Genomic DNA, 23326 nt, shown 5'->3' with positions numbered 1-23326 from the left:
ATGTTAAAAATGACAATACAATATACTTTTTCAATGATTAAGCCTGATGCTATAAAAAGGAATAAAATAGGGCAAGTTAATACTTACTTAGAAAATGCGGGCTTAAAAATAGTAGCTCAGAAAATGACAACTTTAACTAAATATGAAGCAGAATGTTTTTATGATGAACATAGAGCAAGGCCATTTTTTGATAGTTTAGTTGAATATATTACTTCAGGTCCCGTAGTGCTTCAAGTTCTTAAAGGTATGGACGCTATAACTTTAAACCGTAAAGTTATGGGAGCAACTAATCCAGCAGAAGCTGAAGGTGGAACTATTAGAAAGGATATAGGTGAATCAATTGAAGCTAATAGTATTCACGGTTCTGATAGTGAAAATAGTGCAAAAAGAGAAATTAAGTTTTTCTTTAAAAAATCTGAAATTATAGAATAATTAATGCAAAAATATGACGTAATAGTGATAGGAGGTGGGCATGCTGGTGTTGAAGCTGCTGCTGCCTCTGCACGTCTTGGAGTTTCTACTCTATTAATTACGCCAAAACCCGAAAATTTGGGAGAAATGTCCTGTAATCCTGCAATTGGTGGAATTGCAAAAGGTACATTAGTTAAGGAAATTGATGCACTTGATGGATTAATGGGATATGTTATAGACCAAGCTGGTATACATTATAAAATGCTTAATGAAACTAGAGGACCAGCAGTTTGGGGACCTAGGGCACAAGCCGATAGAAAGCTTTATAAAAAAGCAATGTATCAAATACTAACAAACTACCCAAATTTAGAAATACTATATGCAAAAGTAGAAGATATTGAAATTAAATCTTCAGAAATAAAAGCAGCTATCTTAAATAATGGTAGTAAAATACCGTGTCAAAAAATTATATTAACTACAGGTACATTTTTATCAGGGCTAATTCATATTGGATCAAAAAAAATCCCTGCTGGTAGAGTAGATGAAGAACCATCTTATGGATTATCAAATACCTTAAGAAGAATAGGTTTTAAACTCTCTCGATTAAAAACAGGAACTCCTCCAAGAATCGATGGGCGTACTATTGATTACAGTAAAGTAGAATCACAACCTAGAGATGAAGTGCCTAGACCTTTCTCAGAATTGACTGATAATGTAAATGTACCCCAAATAAATTGCTTTGTAACAAAAACTACTCCAGAAACGCATAATATTATCCGAGCAAATCTTGATAAATCCGCAATGTATTCTGGTCAAATAGAGGGAACAGGTCCACGTTATTGTCCTTCCATAGAAGATAAAATAGTTAGATTTAGTACAAAATCAGAGCATCGTATTTTTTTAGAGCCTGAAGGATTAGACGACCATACAATTTATCCAAACGGAATTTCTACTTCTTTACCTGAAGAAGTACAACATCAATTAATAAAAACTATCCCAGGCTTAGAGAATGCAATAATTTTACGTCCAGGTTATGCTATAGAGTATGATTATATTGATCCACGTGAAATAAGTAGTACACTGGAAACAAAAAAAATAACAGGTTTGTATTTTGCAGGTCAAATTAATGGTACTACAGGATATGAAGAAGCTGCAGGACAAGGTATAGTAGCAGGTATTAATGCCGCTTTAGCAGTAAAAAATCAACAGCCTTTTGTACTAACAAGAGCAAATAGTTATATTGGAGTAATGATAGATGATTTAACGTCGTTTGGAACGTTAGAGCCATATCGGATGTTTACTTCACGTTCAGAATATAGATTATCTATAAGAGCAGATAATGCTGATTTACGTTTGACAGAGATGGGAATAAGTATTGGTGTTATATCTGAAAAGCGTAAAGAAATATTTACAATAAAATGTAAAAATATAGAAAGTACAAAATCATTATTAAATACTTTATCTTTAACTACTAGTAAACTCGCTAAAATGGGGATACAAGTTGCACAGGATGGTACACATAAAACAGTGTTAGATTTATTTAAAATACCTAATTTTGATGTTGAACAAGCTATTAAAATTTTTCCTGTACTTAAAGATATAGATAATAATATTTTACAACTACTTTATATTGAAGCTAAATATGCTTCGTATTTAGCCAGGCAACATGCTGACATTAATTTATTCCAAAGCGAGGAAGCTTATCCAATTCCTAAAAATATTGACTATTTTAAAATACCAAGTATATCATTAGAAATACAGGAAAAGCTTTCTTATCATAACCCTATTACTATTGCTGCGGCACGACAAATTTCTGGTGTTACTCCTGCTGCAATTACTGCTATTATAATTTATTTAAAAACTAAATATAATGATAGAAGTTCCACATGAAGTAATTGAAAAATTACAAATTTTTCAAGAATTAGTACAAAAGTGGAATAAAGCTATTAACCTTATATCAGAAAATAGTACGCAAAATTTTTGGAAACGTCATATATTAGATTCCTTGCAATTAATGCAGTATATTAACGATAAAGAAATACATTTAGTTGATATAGGAAGTGGAGCAGGTTTTCCAGGTATAATATTGTCTATCGCTGGAGTAGCAAAGACAAGTTTAATAGAAGCTGATTTACGTAAGTGCATCTTTTTAGAGAAAGCAGCAAAAATATCAAATAATAATATACAAATAATTAATCAAAGAATTGAAAAAACAGAAATAAGTTGTAATATATTAACCTGTAGAGCTTTTTCTAATTTAAATACAATATTTGATTGCACAAAAAATATCTCTGTGCAAAATAAATTTTTGCTTCCAAAAGGAAAAAGCTATTTATCTGAAATAAAAGATGCTAGAAAAAAATGGTTATTTAAGTGTTTAATAAACCAAAGTATAACTTCAAAAGAAAGTAAAATTTTAGAAATTAGCGGCTTAACAAAAATAATATGACTGTAAAAGTAATTTCCGTAGTTAATCAAAAAGGAGGTGTAGCTAAAACTACTACCACTGTAAATTTAGCTACTGCTATTGCAGCTATGGATAAAAAAGTTTTAGTAATAGATCTTGACCCTCAAGGTAATAGTAGTACTGGTTTTGGCATTAGTCAACAACAACGAAAAAATACTATATATCAAGCATTAACAAATATCATCAAATTAAAAGATACAATAATCTCTACTAATATTCCAAATTTAGAAATAATAACCTCAAATACTAATTTATCTGCTGCTGAACTAGATTTAGTAAAATTAGAAGAACGAGAATATATTTTAATGAAGTTATTAGAAGAAATAAAAGCATTATATGATTATATAATTATTGACTGTCCACCTTCGTTAAATTTATTAACAATAAATGCTTTAGTTGCAGGCGATGAGGTATTAATTCCAATGCAATGTGATTTTTATTCTTTGGAAGGGTTAAGTCATTTGCTAAAGACAGTTGAAATTGTAGAAAAAAGATTAAACCCTAAGATAAAGATTGCAGGTATATTATTTACAATGTATGATAGGCGTAATCGTTTAACTGAGCAAGTAGAAGAAGATGTAAGAAGTTGTTTAGGAGAATTAGTGTTTAAAACTGTAATTCCTAGAAACATTAAATTATCTGAAGCTCCTTCATATGGAAAACCTGCTATTATATATGATTATAAATGTGCAGGAGCAGTGGCGTATATGGAACTTACAAAAGAAATTTTGGGAAGATATAATGAAAAATAAAGGGTTAGGTAGAGGCTTGTCTTCATTATTAGGTGAAGAGGTTATATCTACAGAAAAAGAAAATTTAGAAATAGTACAAATTATAAATATTGATAGAATAAAACCAAATGAAAATCAGCCTAGAAAACATTTTGAATATGATAAAATAAAAGAATTATCAGATTCTATATTAAATAATGGTTTACTTCAGCCTATTATTATTGATAATAGTTTTCAAATTATAGCAGGTGAAAGACGCTGGCGTGCATGTAAATTAGCAAAGATTTCTGAGATACCGGTAATTATAAAAAATTTAGATGCTAAAGAGAGTATGGAAATAGCATTAATTGAGAATATACAAAGATTGGATTTAACAGTCATGGAAGAAGCTCGTGGCTTTAAATATTTAGTAGAAAATTTTAATTATACAGCAGAAAAATTAGCAGAAAGACTTGGTAAAAGCCGTAGTCATATAGCTAATTTACTAAGGCTCAATAATTTACCACAATCTATTCAAAATAAATTAGATGAAAATATACTTAGTATGGGACATGCTAGATGCTTAATAAATCATGAGCATGCAGAAGTAATAGCAAATTATGTTATAGACAATGATTTGAATGTGCGTCAAACAGAAGAGTTAGTAAGGCAATGGTCTCAAAATGAATATACAAAGTATCCTGATAATAATAGAATAGGAAAACAGCTTTTTAAAGAAAAAACAGAAGATAATGATTTACAAGCATTAGTAAAAATTTTGTCAGAAAAATTTAATATAAAAGTGACAATAGAAAATTATTCTTTAGGAGGAAAGTTAATATTCCATTATAAGGATTTAAAAGAATTAGATAAAATTTTGTTAGAGTTAAGTTAATACAAGGAAATAAATAATTTATGTCATCTCAATATATTTATGAAATAAATGGTTTAAGTAAAACTATAAACGGTAAGAAAATTTTAAAAGAAACAAATTTATCTTTTTTACCAAGTGCTAAAATTGGAATAATAGGACCAAATGGAGTAGGTAAATCTACTTTATTAAAAATTATGGCAGGTATAGATACGGAATTTGATGGTAAAGCAATGGCAGCACTAAATATAAAAGTAGGCTATTTACCTCAAGAACCATATCTTAATCCAAATAAAAATGTATTTGATAATATTATGGAAGGCCTGCATGAGAAAAAAAAGCTTATCGATGAATTTAATGAAATAAGTAATAAGCTGGCTACTCAACTCACTGATGAAGAAATGACTCAACTTTTTGATAAGCAGGCAGAATTACAAGAAAAAATAGATAATTGTGATGCGTGGGATTTAGAGCGAGAAATAGAAATTGCAATGCTAGCATTGCGTTGCCCATCAAAAGAGGCAAATATTAATGAAATTTCTGGTGGAGAAAAAAGAAGAGTTGCTTTGTGTAAACTTCTTTTAGAAAAACCTGATATGTTATTACTTGATGAGCCGACAAATCATTTAGATGCAGAATCAGTTTCTTGGCTTGAGAACTATCTTAAAGAATATAAAGGTACTGTAATAGTTATTACACATGATCGCTATTTTTTAGATAATGTTACAGAATGGATATTAGAAATAGATAGAGGTCATTGTGTACCCTGGAAGTCTAATTATAGTTCGTGGTTGGAACAAAAACAAGAAAAATTGGCTCTAGAAAGTAAAGAAGAAGATGAGCGAAAAAAACAATTAAATCGTGAATTAGAATGGATTCGTCAAGCTCCAAAGGCTAGACAATCAAAAAGCAAAGCTCGTATTACAGCATATCAAGAGTTGTTAAACAAACAGCAGGAACAAAAAAGTGATCCTACTCAAATAATTGTACCTAATAGTCCACGTCTTGGTGATTTAGTTATTGAAGCAGAACATATAGCCAAAAAATACAATGATAAAACGCTCTTATCGGATTTTAGTTTTAAAGTTCCACGTGGAGCGATTGTAGGGATAATTGGACCAAATGGTGCAGGGAAAACTACATTATTTAATATTATTACAGGTAAAGTAAAACCTGATAAAGGCTCTATTAAAATTGGTTCAACAGTAAAATTAGGATATGTTGACCAATCGCGTGATCATTTAGATGGTAATAAAACTGTTTGGGAAGAAATTGCAGAAGGATTAGATGAATTACAGCTTGGTAGCAGAATAGTTAAAAGTAGAGCGTATTGTGCAGCTTTTAACTTTAGGGGAGGTGATCAGCAAAAAAAAGTTGGACAACTTTCTGGAGGAGAGCGTAATAGGGTGCATTTAGCGAAATTATTAAAAGAAGGAGCAAATGTTATATTATTAGATGAACCATCTAATGACTTAGATATTGATACGTTAAGAGCTCTTGAAGATGCAATTTTAGATTTTGCAGGTTGTGTATTAGTAATTAGTCATGACAGATGGTTTTTAGATAGGATAGCTACTCACATTATTGCATATGATATAAAAGGTAACGCCACTTGGTTTGAAGGAAATTATCAGGATTATCACGAGTATATGTTAAAAATAAATGGAGAAAATACTTTAAATCCCAAATATAAGCATAAAAAATTAATTTAAATATGTCACTAATACAAACATTAATAGTGTTATTTATAGGATTGTTTGTAATAAAACCTGATGATATTCCTATGCTTATCAATCAAATAAAAAAAATTAAATCTTATTTTAGTAATGTTGATTCATCAGAAGTGGAACAATTAAATTTCTATATACAAAAAATTATTAGCATAGAGGGGTACTATGATGGTGACTATAATTTAGTTGCAATAAAAGAAAAATATAATAAATTAATCAAATCAGTTATAAATAATGATTTAAATAATACCAATGAATAAGTACAGTTCAACATTTTTTGTTCATTTTATCTATTATTTAAAGCTGCATTGCAAATGAGATAAAATTATTATATAATTCCTTAAAACAATACCAATGGTTATTTTATATTATGTTAGACATACTTCTTTTTGTACATATTACTATCGCAATATTATTGATTATAGTTATTCTAATGCAACGTAGCGGTTCAGATGGAATTAGTAGTATAAGTGGTGGAGGAAATATGGGAGTGATTAGTGCTAAAACAGCAAATAATTTTCTTACTAAGAGTACTGTAATACTTGCGTCATTATTTTTAATAAATGCAATAATACTTGCTAATCTTTCTTCTCAGAAGAAACCGGATTTAGTATCTAAAATCAATGAAATTGAAGAAAATCAAGTAGATAATAGTCTGCCTATAGCTAAATAAATTGTAATAAAAAATTATGCAAAAAATAATAAAGTTAAAAGATTTAAAAATAGGCAATGATCTACCTTTTACTCTGATTGCAGGACCTTGTCAAATTGAGAGGCTAGATCATGCTTTGTTTATGGCAGAAGAACTTGTTAAATTAACTACTAAACTTAATATTCCATTTATATATAAGTCTTCTTTCGACAAAGCTAATAGAACTTCTATAAACGGTGCTAGAGGCCTTGGAATTGATAAAGGATTGGAAGTTTTAGCAGAAGTAAAAAGAGCATTTAACTGCCCTATAGTTACTGATGTTCATAGTGAAAATCAATGTGCTGAAGTAGCTAAAATAGTTGATATGTTACAAATCCCAGCATTTTTGTGTAGGCAAACAGATTTACTTGAGGCTGCAGCTGCAACCGGAAAAATAGTAAATGTTAAGAAAGGGCAGTTTTTAGCTCCTTGGGATATGAAAAATGTACACAAGAAGTTAGAATCATTTGGAGCAAAAGACATATTATTAACAGAGCGTGGTACATGTTTTGGTTACAATAATTTAGTATCCGATATGCGTAGTCTTGCGGTAATGGCTGAATTAAATGCACCTGTAATTTTTGATGCTACTCACTCCGTGCAGCAACCTGGTGGGCTTGGAGGAAGCACTGGAGGAGAGCGTAAATATGTGGAATTACTTGCAAAAGCTGCAGTTGCAGTAGGTGTTGCTGGTCTTTATATGGAAGTACATCAAGATCCGGATAATGCTCCAAGTGATGGTCCATGCATGATTAGGTTAGATAATTTAGAGCGTGTCCTTACAAAGCTCAAAAAATATGATAAAATTACTAAAGAAAAATAGTAATGGTAACCTACAAAGAATTTGAGAATGTTGAGTTACGTTCAGAGACAATTACCAAAGTAGAGGAGTTTCCAAGAGCCAAAAAGCTAGCATTTAAAGTTTGGGCTGATTTTGGCACAGAAATTGGAATTTTACAAACATCCGCACAAATAACAAAACATTATACCTCTCAAGAATTAATAGGCAAATCCATAGTCGGTTGTGTAAATTTAGGAGAAAAGAATATAGCTGGCTTCTTGTCTCAGTTTTTATTAGTAGGATTTCCTGATTCTAATAACAATATATGTTTAGTCACGATTGACGGTACCGTCAAGTTAAGGGAGGTATAAATTAAGTATTGAGCAATTACAGGGAATGATTTATAGAATAGCAGTAACAATTTATCCTAGATTTTACCGCTATGCATATTACTCAAGCCCCGAATAGACATCGTTTTCCAGCAAGCATTATTAGCCATACAGTATGGTTATATCATCGCTTTAATAATAGTTACCGAGATGTTCAAGAGCAGATGGCTTATCGAGGTATTATATTAAGTCATGAGACTGTAAGGTTTTGGTGTTATAAGTTTGTAGTTTATTTTCAAGATGTTATTAGTAAGAGAGAGCGAAAGCCAACTGATAAATGGCATTTGGATGAGATGAATATCAAGATCAAAGGTGAAGTATTCATATTATGGAGAGCTGTTGACTCTGAGGGACATGAATTAGAAGTATTACTGCAGAAGCGTCGTAACAAGAAATCAGCTATTCGCTTTTTATCAAGATTATTGGGTAATTATCCATGTCCAAGGGTTATTGTGACTGATAAGCTAAAAAGCTACATTAAACCAGTTAGGTATATGTGTCCTAGGACTAAGCATCGTACCGATAAAAGACTAAATAATCGGATTGAGAATGCCCATCAGCCAACTAGGAGAAAAGAGAAGATACTGATTAAATTTAAGCATCCTAATTCAGCACAATGTACATTATCACTGATGGGAAAAGTCAGAAATATATTTGCTGTAAATGTTGGAAGATATACTAAAACAGCATCTGAGCAAAGAATTGCATTTGCGTCCGCTAAATCCATTTGGGATGAAGCTACTCAAAGACTTCTTGCTGTCTGAAATCTAAAAATATAGTACTTTGTGACACTAATTTACTTAACTTGACGGTGCCCCATGCACTAAGATAAAAGAACCATCTTGAACTTTTTTCACCTTTTGCAAGCCAAGCATCGCTTCCGAGCGGAATAAATCCAAAATCTTTTAGCTTTTCTATTAATGTTTGATCTGAAACTAAACCAGGAAAACGGAAGAAAGGTGACGGAGCAATATTATGACTAACTAGTACTTTCCCTGCTTCAAGCACTTCGCTTTCAAAATTTTCTTTATTAGAGAGAAGAAAATTATTCTCAAGAGGTTTATCCTTGAAATACGGATGGCTAAATGAATGGTTAACCCAAGTAATTTGTAAATGACCTTTTTGTTGCTGCTGTACTAATCATAAAAATTCTTTCTCATGTTTATTAATCCATAAACCTGAAACGCATATAGCAATTGGAATAGGTTTATTTAACTTAACAGATAGCTCAACAAGTTTGTTAAAAAATTCCTCCTCAAAGCTTTTAGAAGAAGGACACATATCAATTGTAAGAAATTGTCCTTTCACCTCATACATTGAATGAGTAGCACCATAATTTTGCTGTACGTAAGGCGGCTTAGTATATTTATTTAAAGCATTGATATAAGGAGTATTATCTAATTTTTTTAGCAGATTTTGCTTTTCTGCTTCATTGCTAGGTAACTCCACTTGATCTTGCGGTATTAGAACAGTTTTAAAGGAATTTGGATCGACTAAAACAAAATATTTTTTAGAATTATTTAAGTACGAACGTATAGCAATTTTTGTTTCTTTATCTCTAGTAATTACAGGCAAAAAGACCAATTTATAGTCAACTATTTTTTCATTTGCATAGCTCGCATTAAAAAACAATATTATAAAAATAAAACTTAAAACTTTTCTCATTACTCTCTATTTATAATGCTTGTATAAAACTCCACAATCTTATCTTTTACCGCTATTGGATCATTCATTAAATTAACAGCTCCCCTAAATTCTGTCGAATTAGGCAGCCCGCTACTATACCAACCCATATGTTTACGAGCGATAGGTACGCCCGCAGATTCGCCATAATAATCAACGATAGCCTGATAATGTTCAAGTACTATATCTAGCTGCTCTTCTATAGACGGAGCGGGTTTTTCCTTACCTGTTTTAAGATAGTGGTCAATTTGCGAGATAAGCCAAGGCTTGCCGTATGCTCCTCTACCAACCATAACCCCGTCTGCACCGGATTTCTCTAATGCTTCTTTAGCCTTGGCAAAATTAGTGATATCGCCGTTAGCAATAACTGGAATTTTTACTGCTTCTTTAACGTTTCTGATAAACTCCCAATCGGCATTGCCTGAATAAAATTGGCATCTAGTTCTGCCGTGAACTGTCACCATTTGAATTCCTGATCTTTCTGCAATTTTAGCTAGCGTTGGAGCATTTTTTGTCTGATCATCCCAGCCCATACGCATTTTAACAGTTACAGGAATTTTTACTGCTTTAACGGCTGCTTCAAAAATTTTAGCTGCAAGTTGTTCGTCTCTCATCAAAGCCGAACCTGAATAGCCGTTCACAACTTTTTTCGCTGGACAGCCAAAATTCAGATCGATAATTTTTGCTCCCATATCCTCGTTCATCTTAGCAGCTTCAGCTATAACGTTCGGCTCACAACCAGCAAGCTGCACGCATGCACTTGTCGCATCGTCTTGCATAATAGAACATTTTTGCAGTGATTGCCTAGATTCTACAATCATTGCTCTGCTTGCAATCATTTCCGACACTACAAGTCCTGCTCCGAATCTTTTCACTAATCTTCTAAATTCCAAATCCGTCACACCCGACATCGGAGCAAGGATTACGTTTGAAGAAAGTTCAATATTACCAATTTTTATCATAGAAAATGCTATATAAATAATTACGCATTATACTATAATTTCTTATTTTTGTCTAATACTAGTAAATTAAGAATAGACAAAAGCCAATTAATCTATTATAAGGATTAGATTACATCCCTAGGTAAAATGAATATAGACAAAGTTTTATTTGGAAAAGAGCAAGGAATCTATAAGATGAGGAACAGAACGTATACTTAATACGTGAGTACCGCAGTACTTATAAGATGACGTAGCCAATTTTTCAAATAAAACAAGTACATACTCAAATGATTTGGAGAATTGGAATGTAAAACGAGGGGCGAACACGCGGAGCCTATACTTAATAGGTGAGCATGTGAGTTCCCTGAAGTTTTACAGAGCCAATTCTTCAAAACAGAAGAGTATATTTGGCCATGTAGCTCAGTTGGTAGAGCAAAGGACTGAAAATCCTTGTGTCGTTGGTTCGATTCCGACCATGGCCACCACTTCTTTAATCACTCCCCATTAATCAGTTTTTTAAAGTAACTAAACAACCCTCAGCTATAAGCTGAGGGGTTATAAAGTGGAATCGATTAGAAATCGATCATCATTCACAGGTTCACCTTCCTGTTCATCAATATAGTGCTGTATCATTTCATCAGTTATATTACCTGAACTGACTGCCATATAGCCCCTAGCCCACAAATGATTGCCCCAAAATTGTTTTCGTAAATGAGTAAATTCTTGCAATAAAATTCTTGAGCTAATGCCTTTTAAATACTGTACTAACTTGCTAAGAGATATTTGCGGCTTATATGAGATAAACATATGTACGTGATCACATGATATTTTCCCTGAAATTATATGTACTTCATGTTCCATACAAATCTGCCTCAGTAAATCTCTAGTCCTTTCCGATACTTTGCCTATCAATATTCTCTTCCTATATTTTGGTATCCATATAAGATGCACTTTTAAATCATACTGACTATGACTATTCTTTCTATAACTTCTCATATTTCTTGATATAAATTCATTGCTAAAGCAATTTCATTATATCTTCCCTTCGCCTAAAGGCGAGGGATTTTTGATCCCCGAAGGGGGACATTAATTTTATAAGACCAGAAGTAATTTTCATTACTTTTTAAGGCTTTTATATGGCACCGTCAAGTTAAGGGAGGTATAAATTAAGTATTGAGCAATTACAGGGAATGATTTATAGAATAGCAGTAACAATTTATCCTAGATTTTACCGCTATGCATATTACTCAAGCCCCGAATAGACATCGTTTTCCAGCAAGCATTATTAGCCATACAGTATGGTTATATCATCGCTTTAATAATAGTTACCGAGATGTTCAAGAGCAGATGGCTTATCGAGGTATTATATTAAGTCATGAGACTGTAAGGTTTTGGTGTTATAAGTTTGTAGTTTATTTTCAAGATGTTATTAGTAAGAGAGAGCGAAAGCCAACTGATAAATGGCATTTGGATGAGATGAATATCAAGATCAAAGGTGAAGTATTCATATTATGGAGAGCTGTTGACTCTGAGGGACATGAATTAGAAGTATTACTGCAGAAGCGTCGTAACAAGAAATCAGCTATTCGCTTTTTATCAAGATTATTGGGTAATTATCCATGTCCAAGGGTTATTGTGACTGATAAGCTAAAAAGCTACATTAAACCAGTTAGGTATATGTGTCCTAGGACTAAGCATCGTACCGATAAAAGACTAAATAATCGGATTGAGAATGCCCATCAGCCAACTAGGAGAAAAGAGAAGATACTGATTAAATTTAAGCATCCTAATTCAGCACAATGTACATTATCACTGATGGGAAAAGTCAGAAATATATTTGCTGTAAATGTTGGAAGATATACTAAAACAGCATCTGAGCAAAGAATTGCATTTGCGTCCGCTAAATCCATTTGGGATGAAGCTACTCAAAGACTTCTTGCTGTCTGAAATCTAAAAATATAGTACTTTGTGACACTAATTTACTTAACTTGACGGTGCCAGTGGAATCGATTAGAAATCGATCATCATTCACAGGTTCACCTTCCTGTTCATCAATATAGTGCTGTATCATTTCATCAGTTATATTACCTGAACTGACTGCCATATAGCCCCTAGCCCACAAATGATTGCCCCAAAATTGTTTTCGTAAATGAGTAAATTCTTGCAATAAAATTCTTGAGCTAATGCCTTTTAAATACTGTACTAACTTGCTAAGAGATATTTGCGGCTTATATGAGATAAACATATGTACGTGATCACATGATATTTTCCCTGAAATTATATGTACTTCATGTTCCATACAAATCTGCCTCAGTAAATCTCTAGTCCTTTCCGATACTTTGCCTATCAATATTCTCTTCCTATATTTTGGTATCCATATAAGATGCACTTTTAAATCATACTGACTATGACTATTCTTTCTATAACTTCTCATATTTCTTGATATAAATTCATTGCTAAAGCAATTTCATTATATCTTCCCTTCGCCTAAAGGCGAGGGATTTTTGATCCCCGAAGGGGGACATTAAGTATATACCTTTAATACTTCAAGATTTGGCAAGCCAAATTCGGGATTCGTCTGTGCTTACGTATTAAGTAACGACTTTCGCAGACTCACCGCTTATTTGACTTACCGACTTTTGAAGTATTTGCGGTATACTAGATGAGCTTGAAAAATTAGCTAAATTTTTTATTTGTTAGATATATACTTATAATAGAAAATTATGTATAATACTTTCCTATTAGTTACAAGATAATATTAATGCCTAATAAAATAAAGCATGATAAGTTTTTCCAAAAAGCTTTATCAAATGCGATAGTAGCAAGAGAATTTTTTAATATGCATTTGCCACCACATATAAAAGCTTTATTCTCGCCTACTACTTTAACGTTAGAAAACGATAGCTTTATAGAACCAAACTTTAAAGAATCAATCACGGATATTTTGTTTTCTGTTAAAATAAATGATAGAGAGGGTTATCTATACTTGCTCGCAGAACACCAAAGTAGTTCAGATTATTTTATGGCTTTTCGCTTGTTCAAATATATGTTAAATATTGCTGAGAGACACTTAAATTCGTATCCCGATTCTAAAAAGTTTCCTTTTATATATCCGTTAGTATATTCAAATGATCATAAAAAATATACTGCTCCTTTAAATTTGTGGGATTTATTTGAAAATAGCGAGCTTGTAAAAAATACATGGAGCAATGATTATCAGCTTATCAACTTGCGTGATATATCTGATGACAAATTAAAAGAAAATTCTTGGCTTGCTCCTTTACAAATTCTAATGAAATATATAAATGAGCCTGATTTACTTCCAAGATGGAAACAACTAGCTGATATTTTACCGGAGTTTGCTGATTCCAATATTGGAGTTGATTATGTAAAATCAGCTATATCGTATACTTTGACTAAAATAAAAGAAGATGATAAAATAGAATTAGAAAAAATACTTAAATCACATTTAAATCCTGAATTAGGAGTAAATATTATGGGAAGTTTAGCACACCGCTGGGAACAACAAGGTATAGAGAAAGAAAGAGCTAGAAGTTCAATAAAGATTAAAAAAGAAAAAATTAATATAGCTAAAAAGATGCTAACAAGAAATAAGCCTTTAGATGAGATTATAGATTTTACAGGTTTGAAAAAAGAAGAAATTGAGAAGTTAAAAACATAACAAAATTATGGGAAACCATATTAACTATATTGCATTATTAAAAACATTATGAATGAAGTTTTTGAAGTACCTGGCGGTGAAGAGAAAGTATTACTACATACTTGTTGTGCTCCTTGCGTTGGTCCTTTAATGGAAAAAATGATGAGTAGCGGTATTAATTTTACGCTATTTTTTTATAACCCTAATATTCATCCTAAGCAAGAATATGAATTGCGTAAGAATGAAAATATACGTTTTGCCGAAAAGCATAATATCGAATTTATCGATGCTGATTATAACCCACAAAACTGGTTTAAACGTGCTAAAGGTTTAGAGTTTGAGCCGGAAAGAGGCAAACGCTGCTCTATGTGCTTTGATATGCGTTTTGAGCGTACGGCTTTATATGCACATGAAAACGGTTTTAAGGTTATTAGTAGCTCACTTGGTATTTCCAGATGGAAAGACATGAACCAAATTAATGAATCAGGAGTTAAAGCAGCATCGCATTATGAGGGTATAACTTACTGGACGTATAATTGGCGTAAAGACGGCGGAGCAAGTCGTATGTATGAAATCGCTAAAGAAGAGCATTTTTATAAGCAAGAATTTTGCGGCTGCACACCATCGCTTCGTGATACTAATAAATGGCGAGTAGCTAACGGTCGCCCGAAGATCGAGATTGGTAAAGAGTATTATTAGTGAAAGTCTCATCTCGTGTGGGCATTGTCCATATGGATCGTTTCCCCATATCATCCCGTGGCAGCGTTGCTTGCGTGGATCGATTCTCCCGTCTGAGCTAAGGAAATTACGAAGTAGTTGACGAAGCAATCCAGTAAAACAATAAAAAATACAAATATATAAATGAAAATCTTATTACCTGAACGCTCTTTACATATTAATGGTAGACTCAATTTTATAGTGCAGCAAATTTTAGAACTTGCACAAGATAAAATCGCTATGATTATCTTGTATGGCTCTTTTGCTAGAGGCGACTGGGTACGTGATTTACCTCACGGTTATCATAGCGATACTGATATTTTGATTATTTTGAAAAAAGGTAAGTATAAAGGGCATGCTACTTTAAATTTAAAAGATAGAATATATACAAGATTAAAAAGAAAAGGTGTAATAAAAGATCAGATTATCCCTTATGATTCACGGATATCAATAATTTTAGAGTCAATAGAAGAAGTAAATAGCCAGTTAGAAAAAGGACGTTATTTCTATACCGATCTTAAAAAAGAAGGGATACTTTTATACGATAGTGGTGAGTATACTTTAAGCAAAGCTAAAGATTTACCTTGGAGCGAGATGAAAGAAATCGCTCAAGATTATTTTGAAGAGTGGTTTAATAAAGGTAAAGATTTTTTAGATGGAGTAGATTATTATTTAAAAAACGATCGTTATGCAATTGCTGCTTTCTTATTACATCAAGCTACTGAAAGTTTTTATAATACTATTTATTAGTTTTTTCTAATTATAAACCTAAGCTGCATGATATAGAAGAATTAGGCGGCATGGCGAAAAATTATGATAGTGAGTTATTACAAGTTTTCCCTATAGCAACGCCTGAACAAAAAGAATGTTTTGAGTTGTTAAAAAAAGCTTATGTTGATGCACGATATGATAAAAATTATAAGATTACGAAAGAACAACTACTTTATTTATTAGAGCGAATAGAAAAACTAAACAACCCTCAGCTATAAGCTGAGGGGTTATAAAGTGGAATCGATTAGAAATCGATCATCATTCACAGGTTCACCTTCCTGTTCATCAATATAGTGCTGTATCATTTCATCAGTTATATTACCTGAACTGACTGCCATATAGCCCCTAGCCCACAAATGATTGCCCCAAAATTGTTTTCGTAAATGAGTAAATTCTTGCAATAAAATTCTTGAGCTAATGCCTTTTAAATACTGTACTAACTTGCTAAGAGATATTTGCGGCTTATATGAGATAAACATATGTACGTGATCACATGATATTTTCCCTGAAATTATATGTACTTCATGTTCCATACAAATCTGCCTCAGTAAATCTCTAGTCCTTTCCGATACTTTGCCTATCAATATTCTCTTCCTATATTTTGGTATCCATATAAGATGCACTTTTAAATCATACTGACTATGACTATTCTTTCTATAACTTCTCATATTTCTTGATATAAATTCATTGCTAAAGCAATTTCATTATATCTTCCCTTCGCCTAAAGGCGAGGGATTTTTGATCCCCGAAGGGGGACATTAAAAGAAATCACTGAAAGAATTTGTACGATAAAGATTGGTAGATAAAATGCCATGCCGTGGCTTGGGAACTAGATCCAGAAAAAAGCGAGATAAATCGAGCTTTTAGTGCTAGAGGTTTAACGTATTTTAATTTTTTTTGGATTCCCGCCTACGCGGGAATGACAAAGAGCTGAATCCCGTGAATAAATCATGGGATGACAGAGGAAAAATTGATCCACACAACAATGCCGTCATAGGACAACAAGTAAGATAATTATATATAGTAAGAGGTGAAACTATCATATAATTCAGATGCATCACCCATATTAGGGACATGCAAATTATCTTCTGTATTTTGACTCGTACCAGCAAAATATTCGCAAATATTTTTTGATAAAGGAGCCATTACCTCTAACGCATAATTAAAACCATATGCAACTGTATTATAAAAATTTGTAAAAAAGCTACTACTGGTCTCTGTAATAGAATCTTTCATATAGATACTTGTAAAAATTTCTATACTTTCTAATAAATCTTCTATTTTCATTAACGGCTCTATTTCTATACTTGCCAACTTTTGTTCTTTATTTTTCATAAAAATTCCTTTAATATAAGTTAATAAATTAATTATTAGTAAAGGCATTATACATAGTTTCAATGTTCATGTCAATATATATTATTAACAAATTAATAACTATTTAATAATCTGCTTTTATGAAATAAAGACCGCAAGCAGGAGCGGTAGGACCAGCAGCTTTTCTATCTGCTGCCTCTAAAACTTGCTGCATTTGTTCAGCTTGCCAAATATTTTTACCGACTAATACTAGGCTACCGACTATATTACGCACCATATGATGTAAAAAAGAGGGGGCAGAAAAATATAATTTTATTTCCTCATTTTCCTTTATAATATCAAGCTTTGTTAAGGTTTTGATGGGAGATTTTGATTGACAAGAGCTAGCTCTAAATGAAGTAAAGTTATGTTTACCTAAAAGATATAAGCTACTTTTTTGCATAGCTGAAACATCTAACGGCGCACTAATCCACCAAACACGATCAAAATCAATTACTGATGGGTAGGGTCTATTAAGAATTCTATATACATAATGACGTGCTATTGCGGAAAAGCGAGCATGGAAATTATTGTCTACTAATTCACAATTACACACTCCTACTATATATGGTCTTGTAAAATAATTAATGGCTCTGATAATTTTATAAGGTTCAAAATATTTTGAGAGATCAAAATGTGCTATTTGACCTATTGCATGAACTCCAGCATCAGTTCTACCTGATCCGAATAATGTTACTTGCTCACCAGAAAATTTATAGATCGCTTCTTCTAATATCTGCTGTACCGACATTACTCCCGATTGTCTTTGCCAACCCGCAAGATTCGCGCCTAGATATTCAACGCTAATTTTATATCGATACATAGTTTTACAATTATCATGCCGTGGTGAGATCTACTCGTTGCATGGCTTCTATGTCATTTCCACGAAGTATTGCCCGCATTGGTCAATTTCCCCTATATCATCCCCTAGCGGCGTTGCCCGCATGGATCGAGAGTCGTCATTGCAAGGAGCGAAGTGACGTGGCAATCTCAGGAAATAATGATGAGATTGCTTCGTCAAAACTTACAGTTTTTCTCGCAATGACGAGAAAATGATCTACGCAGGCAATGCCTCCCCACGAAAGCGGGAATGACATACAGGGCATTTTCCAAGCTATGCAACAACCTAGCAACTAGATAAAAGTTTAGATTTAAGCTTCTAACAAATCAGAAGGTTTACCATCACCACGTTTTCCACCGCTTCTAAAGCTATTAAGCTTTTTGGATCTGATAGGATGTTGTAACTTTCTTAAGGCTTTTGACTCAATTTGTCTTATACGTTCTCTAGTTACTTTAAATTGCTGCCCTACTTCTTCAAGCGTATGATCAGTATTCATACCTATTCCAAAACGCATTCTAAGCACCCTTTCTTCACGAGGCGTAAGGGTTGCAAGCACTCTAGTTGTAACTTCACGTAAGTTTGACTGAATTGCCGCATCAATTGGTGCTACTGCGTTTTTATCCTCAATAAAATCGCCTAAATAACTATTATCATCACCATCACCTACCGGATTTTCAAGGCTAATCGGCTCTTTAGCTATTTTCATAACTTTTCTTACCTTATCAATCGGCATAGAAAGTCTTGCTGCTATTTCTGCTGGAGTTGGTTCATACCCAAGCTCATTAAGCATTTGTCTTGAAGTTCTTATTATCTTATTAATTGTTTCGATCATATGCACAGGAATACGTATAGTCCTTGCTTGATCGGCAATAGCTCTTGTTATTGCTTGTCTAATCCACCAAGTTGCATAAGTAGAAAATTTATAACCACGGCGATATTCAAATTTATCAACCGCTTTCATAAGTCCTATGTTACCTTCTTGAATTAGGTCTAAAAACTGTAAGCCTCTATTAGCATATTTTTTAGCAATAGATATTACTAAGCGTAAATTCGCCTCTATCATATCTTTTTTCGCTTGCAACGTTTGTCGTTCACTTTTTTGGATAGTATTTACTAACTTTTTAAAATCATTAACTAGAAGACCGGTATTAATCTCTATCGCTGATAATTCAGCAATCATCTGATCTATATAATCCGATTCTTTAGTGAGCAATTCTTTCCAACCAGCTTTCTTATTTTTCAGCATTTTTTCTTTCCATGCTGCATTAATTACGGCTCCTATATATTCATCTAAGAAGTTCTGACGAGTTATTCCGTATTTTTCAGCAAGCTTTAAGAAGGCTGTTTCTTTATTTATTAAATCACGATTTATCCCATACATTTCAGATAAAATTTCTTCTGTTCTTTTAGAATTAAAATGTATTTCTGAAACTTCGCTAATTAATAGTTCTAAATTATCATTATATTTTTTACTATTTTGTAATATTTTTGGATCAGCAGACTTTTCAAAAGATTTTTTAGTTTCAATTAATAATTCCTCACAAATAAAAGCGATTTTTTTCATCCGCTCTATAATATTAGGCAATATCTGTGTTTCTACTTTAGACATTGATAAGATATTTTCTTCATGATTGTGATCCTGCTCTTCTTCTTCATGATCACTATTATGATCGTCTTCACTTTCCGAAGTCTCATCATCATGCATCATATTAGATTCTAGATCTATGAGATCACGCAGTAACATATTATTCTCATTAACCAAATCCGCATACCACTTTCTAAACTTATCCATAGCAATAGGACTTCTACATAGTGCAGCGATCAATGTTTTGCGACCTTCTTCAATTCTTTTTGCTATTTCAACTTCATTTTCACGAGTAAGTAGATCAACCCCTCCCATATCTTTCAGGTAAAGCCTTACCGGATCATCGGTAGTACCTATATTTTCTTCCTCTGTTTCATCTTCAGGTTTATGATCAATATTGGTGGATATTTTAAAACCTTCTTCCATTTCCATGTCATCAATCTTAATTGCGTCATCCTCGTTAGTATCTAAAATATCTACTTCCGCCTCGGAAAATCTAAACATAACTTTATCTATCTCTTCTACAGATGTCCCATCAGGAAGAGCTCTATTTATATCATTATAAGTAACCGAACCTTTTTTAGATTTAGCTTTTTTTAGTAAACTATCTATTTTATTTAGATTATTATTATCTGTATTTGTCATTAAATACCTATGGAATTAAGCTGATTAAGTTATAATAATATTTTATTGTGAAACCGCCATAAATTACGATTTCTACAGTTTGTTATTTGCTATTATCAATAATATGATTAATAAAAGTTTCATTTAAGTTTTGCAATTCACTTGCAATCTTTAAGATTTCTTTTTTATAAAACAAAACTTTCTCATAATCATCAATGTTAGTTATAACATATTCTTTTGTAATATGTGCATATTCTTGCTGTAAATTTAATAGATAATATCTTTTGTATAACCATTGCCATAATAAATCTAAGCGAACATTATCTTTATTAAATGCTATATCTAAGAATAAGTTGTCTGCTTCTGATAATAATAAAAAAATATCAAAAAAGCTAGTTTTTTCCACAATTGCGGCAATTTCACCTGCCTCTACAGCATTATCAATAATCTCACTTAAGTACCAATTACGGAATTCTTCAAGTAGTTTATTACTGAAATTTAAATTTAATATAAATTCTTTAATTTCGAATTCTTGTAATATTTGCGGGAATTTTATTAATAAAGCACAAAAAGCATGCTCTAATATTTCAAGCTCTGAATAACCGCTACTAAGAGGCAGCAAGTTTACATTTTTAGCTACAGTCTTTTGCTGTTTTGTAACTAAATTTTGCCATATTTGATCTTTAAAAAACCTATAATAGCTAGCTCTTAAATTACTATCAGATATTTTACTGCAATAATCTTTTAAATTCTTTTCTAAATTAGCTTTATCTTCTGCTGTTTTAAAATTTTTACCAGCATATTCTATTTGCCAAATCATTTCCGATAAGCTTATCCTTGTATCTATAAGCTTTGTAAAAAAATCCGCACCATTTTTATTTACTGCATCATCAGGGTCTAGCCCGCTAGGTAGCCTAATAAAAGAAATTTTCTTTTCACTATTAATAAACGGTAAAGCTAAATTAATTGTCCTAACGCTTGCCTTTATTCCAGCATTATCTCCATCAAGACATAATATAATTTCATCTCCTGCTCGCCATAATTTGTGCAAATGATTTTCAGTAACACTAGTGCCAAGGCTTGCTACTGCTTCACTAAATCCTGCTTGATGCAGAGAAATAACATCGAAATAACCTTCTACTAAAATCGAGTAATTTTTTTTATAGCTACTACTTATGGCTTTATGCTCACCATAGAGAGTTTCACTTTTTTGGAATACTACAGTTTCTGGCGAATTTAAATATTTAGGTAGACCTTGCCCAATTACTCTACCCCCAAAACCTACTATTTTATTGTAAATATTTCTGATAGGTATAGTTATACGATTTGAAAATAAGCTATATATTTCGCCATCTTCTCTTTTTCCTATAAGACCTGCTTTTCCAAGTTGCACATTTGTTATATTTTTATCATGAAAAAATTTCTCAAATTTGTTACCTCTAGGTGCAAAACCGATTGAAAATTCCTTTATTGTCTCATTAGTAATATTTCTTTCATTTAGATAGTTTAATATTTCAGGTGTTAATTGTGATTTAAAAAACTTATTGGCAAGTTCAAGAATATTTAAAATCTCGTCTGATTCTTCATAAAACTCTTTTTGCTTCTGGGTTAATTTTGGTATTTCTATACCATAATCGGTAGCTAATTTTATAGCAGAATCGCTATAAGATAAACCGCTAACATTGGAGGTAAATTTTATAACGTCACCTGATGCCTTACAACCAAAACAATAAAAAAATCTTTTACTATCACTAACTGTAAAAGATGGGGTTTTCTCTTGATGGAAAGGACATAAACCTACATAATTACCAGATTTTCTAGTTAAAACTACTTTTTGACGCACTACATCAGATATGTTAATACGATTTCTTAAAACTTCATAAAATTCTGGTGCAAGCTTCATGTTCTAAATAATATAAGAAAGGATAGCTGTAGAAAAACAATAAGTAAGCGGAATTGATAAATTATCATTAACTTTCAAATCCTTTGAATAAAATTCAATTGCTGTAGTTGCTATAGAACTTATAATAATAATAATAAAACTAGTGTTAAATCCTAAGTAAAAATACGCTAATATACTTATAAAAATTGCGGATAGTAAGAATGCTACAGAACCTGCAAAAGACTTACCATTATTTAAACTATTTCCTATTTTTGTACCAACAAGGGCAGCTAAACAGTCAGAAATAATTAAAATTAACCAAGAACAAATTGCCAAATTTTTAGGAAAAAGAAGAGCTGTTAAGAAAAAACCAAGCATCATAAAGCTAGAGCCACTTAAGGCAAAAGAGCCGTTACTTTCGTCTGCTCTCATAATTTTTGTAAAAAATTTAGTTACAAACTCACTAATTTTAATGTTACTATGACGTGATATATCTAAATACAAAGTTGCAGCAGTTACTATAAATAACATTATTAGAGTAATAGAGGTTCTTGAGATAAATATATATATTAAAGGTAGTATTATAGCAGATAAATGAAAAGCTTTACGCTTTTTCTCAAAATTAAAATCTTCAATGTTCATGAGGTTACTAATTTTAGGGTATACGAAAGATAATAAAGATGATATAATATCATACTAAAATTACCAAATTTACACAATAACAATATGATGGCAAAATTTCCTATCACCGACAAAGGCTTTGAAAAATTAGAACATGAGCTTAAGCATTTAAAACATGTAGAGCGTAAAAAAGTTAGCGAAGATATAGCAGAAGCACGAGCACATGGCGATTTATCAGAAAATGCTGAATATGAAGCTGCACGTGAAAAACAAGCATTTGTAGAAGCTCGTATTAAACATTTGGAAGATATAACAGCAAGAGCAGAAATTATAAATGTTGCTAAATTGTCGGGTGATAGTATAAAATTTGGTGCTACTGTCGTGTTAATAGATGACGAAACTGAAGAAGAAGTTATGTATCATATCGTTGGTGAATATGAAGCTGATATAACTAAGAAAAGAGTCTCTATTGCATCTCCTATAGCGAAAGCTTTAATTGGCAAATCAGTAGGTGATATTGTGGAAGTTATGACCCCTGGAGGCGTTAAATCCTACGAAGTTGTAACAATAAAATATGAAGAATTAGTATTTTAATTG

General features: G+C 32.0%; 26 protein-coding genes, 1 tRNA gene and 1 pseudogene. 18 read left to right on the top strand and 10 right to left on the bottom strand.

The features are described from left to right. Window positions 1–9 precede the first annotated feature (9 nt). From ndk to BA173_RS02585, 11 genes are all read left to right on the top strand, one after another. Window positions 10–432 (top strand): nucleoside-diphosphate kinase, encoded by a 423-nt coding sequence (gene ndk / locus BA173_RS02635; protein WP_068041479.1) that lies wholly within the window; start codon window positions 10–12, stop codon window positions 430–432. Between the two features lie 3 nt (window positions 433–435). After that, window positions 436–2301, top strand: a complete 1866-nt coding sequence (mnmG, locus tag BA173_RS02630; protein ID WP_016948291.1) for a tRNA uridine-5-carboxymethylaminomethyl(34) synthesis enzyme MnmG — start codon at window positions 436–438, stop codon at window positions 2299–2301. After that, window positions 2282–2860: a 16S rRNA (guanine(527)-N(7))-methyltransferase RsmG gene (gene rsmG, locus BA173_RS02625; protein ID WP_016948292.1), complete on the top strand. Its 579-nt coding sequence runs from the start codon at window positions 2282–2284 to the stop codon at window positions 2858–2860. The genes mnmG and rsmG overlap by 20 nt, the downstream gene beginning before the upstream one ends. Beyond that, window positions 2857–3630 (top strand): ParA family protein, encoded by a 774-nt coding sequence (locus tag BA173_RS02620; protein ID WP_016948293.1) that lies wholly within the window; start codon window positions 2857–2859, stop codon window positions 3628–3630. The genes rsmG and BA173_RS02620 overlap by 4 nt, the downstream gene beginning before the upstream one ends. Next, on the top strand, window positions 3617–4483 hold the full coding sequence (locus tag BA173_RS02615) for a ParB/RepB/Spo0J family partition protein (protein ID WP_068041482.1): 867 nt from the start codon (window positions 3617–3619) through the stop codon (window positions 4481–4483). The genes BA173_RS02620 and BA173_RS02615 overlap by 14 nt, the downstream gene beginning before the upstream one ends. A gap of 20 nt (window positions 4484–4503) precedes the next feature. Further along, window positions 4504–6171 (top strand): energy-dependent translational throttle protein EttA, encoded by a 1668-nt coding sequence (gene ettA, locus BA173_RS02610; RefSeq protein ID WP_016948295.1) that lies wholly within the window; start codon window positions 4504–4506, stop codon window positions 6169–6171. Between the two features lie 2 nt (window positions 6172–6173). Continuing rightward, on the top strand, window positions 6174–6449 hold the full coding sequence (locus tag BA173_RS02605) for a DUF2672 domain-containing protein (RefSeq protein ID WP_016948296.1): 276 nt from the start codon (window positions 6174–6176) through the stop codon (window positions 6447–6449). Between the two features lie 110 nt (window positions 6450–6559). Continuing rightward, window positions 6560–6862: a preprotein translocase subunit SecG gene (gene secG, locus BA173_RS02600; protein WP_011477996.1), complete on the top strand. Its 303-nt coding sequence runs from the start codon at window positions 6560–6562 to the stop codon at window positions 6860–6862. A 16-nt stretch (window positions 6863–6878) separates the two neighbouring features. Then, a complete protein-coding gene (gene kdsA, locus BA173_RS02595) occupies window positions 6879–7703 on the top strand; it encodes a 3-deoxy-8-phosphooctulonate synthase (protein ID WP_016948297.1) in 825 nt (274 codons plus the stop codon). A 2-nt stretch (window positions 7704–7705) separates the two neighbouring features. Further along, window positions 7706–8032, top strand: coding sequence for a tRNA-binding protein (locus BA173_RS02590; RefSeq protein WP_068041476.1), 327 nt, complete (start codon window positions 7706–7708; stop codon window positions 8030–8032). Window positions 8033–8103: 71 nt separating this feature from the next. Beyond that, on the top strand, window positions 8104–8814 hold the full coding sequence (locus BA173_RS02585; RefSeq protein ID WP_095568243.1) for an IS6 family transposase: 711 nt from the start codon (window positions 8104–8106) through the stop codon (window positions 8812–8814). A gap of 51 nt (window positions 8815–8865) precedes the next feature. Here BA173_RS02585 and BA173_RS02580 read toward each other — a convergent pair. Both BA173_RS02580 and dusB read right to left on the bottom strand, forming a co-directional pair. Continuing rightward, window positions 8866–9715, bottom strand: a pseudogene (locus BA173_RS02580) (polysaccharide deacetylase family protein); the annotation flags it as partial. Next, entirely contained in the window at window positions 9715–10695 is a 981-nt protein-coding gene (dusB, locus tag BA173_RS02575; protein ID WP_068042146.1) for a tRNA dihydrouridine synthase DusB, read from the bottom strand. The gene dusB and the pseudogene BA173_RS02580, both read right to left, overlap by 1 nt. Before the next feature lie 388 nt (window positions 10696–11083). Between dusB and BA173_RS02570 the strand changes: the two genes are divergently transcribed. Then, a tRNA-Phe gene (locus tag BA173_RS02570) sits at window positions 11084–11159 on the top strand. A gap of 70 nt (window positions 11160–11229) precedes the next feature. On the opposite strand, the gene tnpA (BA173_RS02565) is transcribed toward BA173_RS02570, so the two are convergent. Continuing rightward, on the bottom strand, window positions 11230–11670 hold the full coding sequence (gene tnpA / locus BA173_RS02565) for an IS200/IS605 family transposase (RefSeq protein ID WP_095568239.1): 441 nt from the start codon (window positions 11668–11670) through the stop codon (window positions 11230–11232). 240 nt (window positions 11671–11910) lie between these two features. Here tnpA (BA173_RS02565) and BA173_RS02560 point away from each other — a divergent pair, with 240 nt between their 5' ends. Further along, complete coding sequence (locus tag BA173_RS02560) at window positions 11911–12621, top strand: IS6 family transposase (RefSeq protein ID WP_095568243.1); 711 nt, start codon at window positions 11911–11913, stop codon at window positions 12619–12621. On the opposite strand, the gene tnpA (BA173_RS02555) is transcribed toward BA173_RS02560, so the two are convergent. Then, a complete protein-coding gene (gene tnpA, locus BA173_RS02555; RefSeq protein WP_232505964.1) occupies window positions 12596–13108 on the bottom strand; it encodes an IS200/IS605 family transposase in 513 nt (170 codons plus the stop codon). The genes BA173_RS02560 and tnpA (BA173_RS02555) overlap by 26 nt on opposite strands. 327 nt (window positions 13109–13435) lie before the next feature. Here tnpA (BA173_RS02555) and BA173_RS02550 point away from each other — a divergent pair, with 327 nt between their 5' ends. The 4 genes from BA173_RS02550 to BA173_RS08145 all read left to right on the top strand — a co-directional run bounded on the left by BA173_RS02550 (window position 13436) and on the right by BA173_RS08145 (window position 16041). Further along, entirely contained in the window at window positions 13436–14356 is a 921-nt protein-coding gene (locus BA173_RS02550) for an Rpn family recombination-promoting nuclease/putative transposase (RefSeq protein ID WP_016947744.1), read from the top strand. A 48-nt stretch (window positions 14357–14404) separates the two neighbouring features. Beyond that, window positions 14405–15034: an epoxyqueuosine reductase QueH gene (locus BA173_RS02545; RefSeq protein WP_016947745.1), complete on the top strand. Its 630-nt coding sequence runs from the start codon at window positions 14405–14407 to the stop codon at window positions 15032–15034. Window positions 15035–15196: 162 nt separating this feature from the next. Beyond that, window positions 15197–15802, top strand: a complete 606-nt coding sequence (locus BA173_RS08360; RefSeq protein WP_232505963.1) for a nucleotidyltransferase domain-containing protein — start codon at window positions 15197–15199, stop codon at window positions 15800–15802. Window positions 15803–15852: 50 nt separating this feature from the next. Continuing rightward, window positions 15853–16041, top strand: a complete 189-nt coding sequence (locus BA173_RS08145) for a HEPN domain-containing protein (RefSeq protein ID WP_068042105.1) — start codon at window positions 15853–15855, stop codon at window positions 16039–16041. Between the two features lie 9 nt (window positions 16042–16050). Here the strand turns inward: BA173_RS08145 and tnpA (BA173_RS02535) are convergent, their stop codons facing one another. The 6 genes from tnpA (BA173_RS02535) to BA173_RS02510 all read right to left on the bottom strand — a co-directional run bounded on the left by tnpA (BA173_RS02535) (window position 16051) and on the right by BA173_RS02510 (window position 22750). Next, window positions 16051–16491: an IS200/IS605 family transposase gene (gene tnpA / locus BA173_RS02535; RefSeq protein ID WP_095568239.1), complete on the bottom strand. Its 441-nt coding sequence runs from the start codon at window positions 16489–16491 to the stop codon at window positions 16051–16053. Window positions 16492–16837: 346 nt separating this feature from the next. Then, a complete protein-coding gene (locus tag BA173_RS02530) occupies window positions 16838–17158 on the bottom strand; it encodes a hypothetical protein (protein ID WP_068041746.1) in 321 nt (106 codons plus the stop codon). Between the two features lie 103 nt (window positions 17159–17261). Beyond that, window positions 17262–17999 carry a tRNA pseudouridine(38-40) synthase TruA gene (truA, locus tag BA173_RS02525; RefSeq protein WP_016948448.1) on the bottom strand — a complete coding sequence of 246 codons (738 nt, stop codon included), beginning with the start codon at window positions 17997–17999 and terminating at the stop codon, window positions 17262–17264. 328 nt (window positions 18000–18327) lie between these two features. Then, complete coding sequence (rpoD, locus tag BA173_RS02520) at window positions 18328–20247, bottom strand: RNA polymerase sigma factor RpoD (RefSeq protein ID WP_016948450.1); 1920 nt, start codon at window positions 20245–20247, stop codon at window positions 18328–18330. 82 nt (window positions 20248–20329) lie between these two features. Then, window positions 20330–22129, bottom strand: coding sequence for a DNA primase (gene dnaG, locus BA173_RS02515; protein ID WP_016948451.1), 1800 nt, complete (start codon window positions 22127–22129; stop codon window positions 20330–20332). A gap of 3 nt (window positions 22130–22132) precedes the next feature. Next, entirely contained in the window at window positions 22133–22750 is a 618-nt protein-coding gene (locus BA173_RS02510; protein ID WP_016948452.1) for a diacylglycerol/polyprenol kinase family protein, read from the bottom strand. Between the two features lie 84 nt (window positions 22751–22834). Here BA173_RS02510 and greA point away from each other — a divergent pair, with 84 nt between their 5' ends. Continuing rightward, window positions 22835–23323, top strand: coding sequence for a transcription elongation factor GreA (gene greA, locus BA173_RS02505; RefSeq protein ID WP_016948453.1), 489 nt, complete (start codon window positions 22835–22837; stop codon window positions 23321–23323). The last annotated feature ends 3 nt before the right edge of the window (window positions 23324–23326 follow it).

The sequence above is a fragment of the Rickettsia sp. MEAM1 (Bemisia tabaci) genome (genome assembly GCF_002285905.1).
Classification (GTDB): domain Bacteria; phylum Pseudomonadota; class Alphaproteobacteria; order Rickettsiales; family Rickettsiaceae; genus Rickettsia.
The sequence above is the reverse complement of the archived record's forward strand: the minus strand, read 5'-3'. Positions and strand labels throughout refer to the sequence as shown.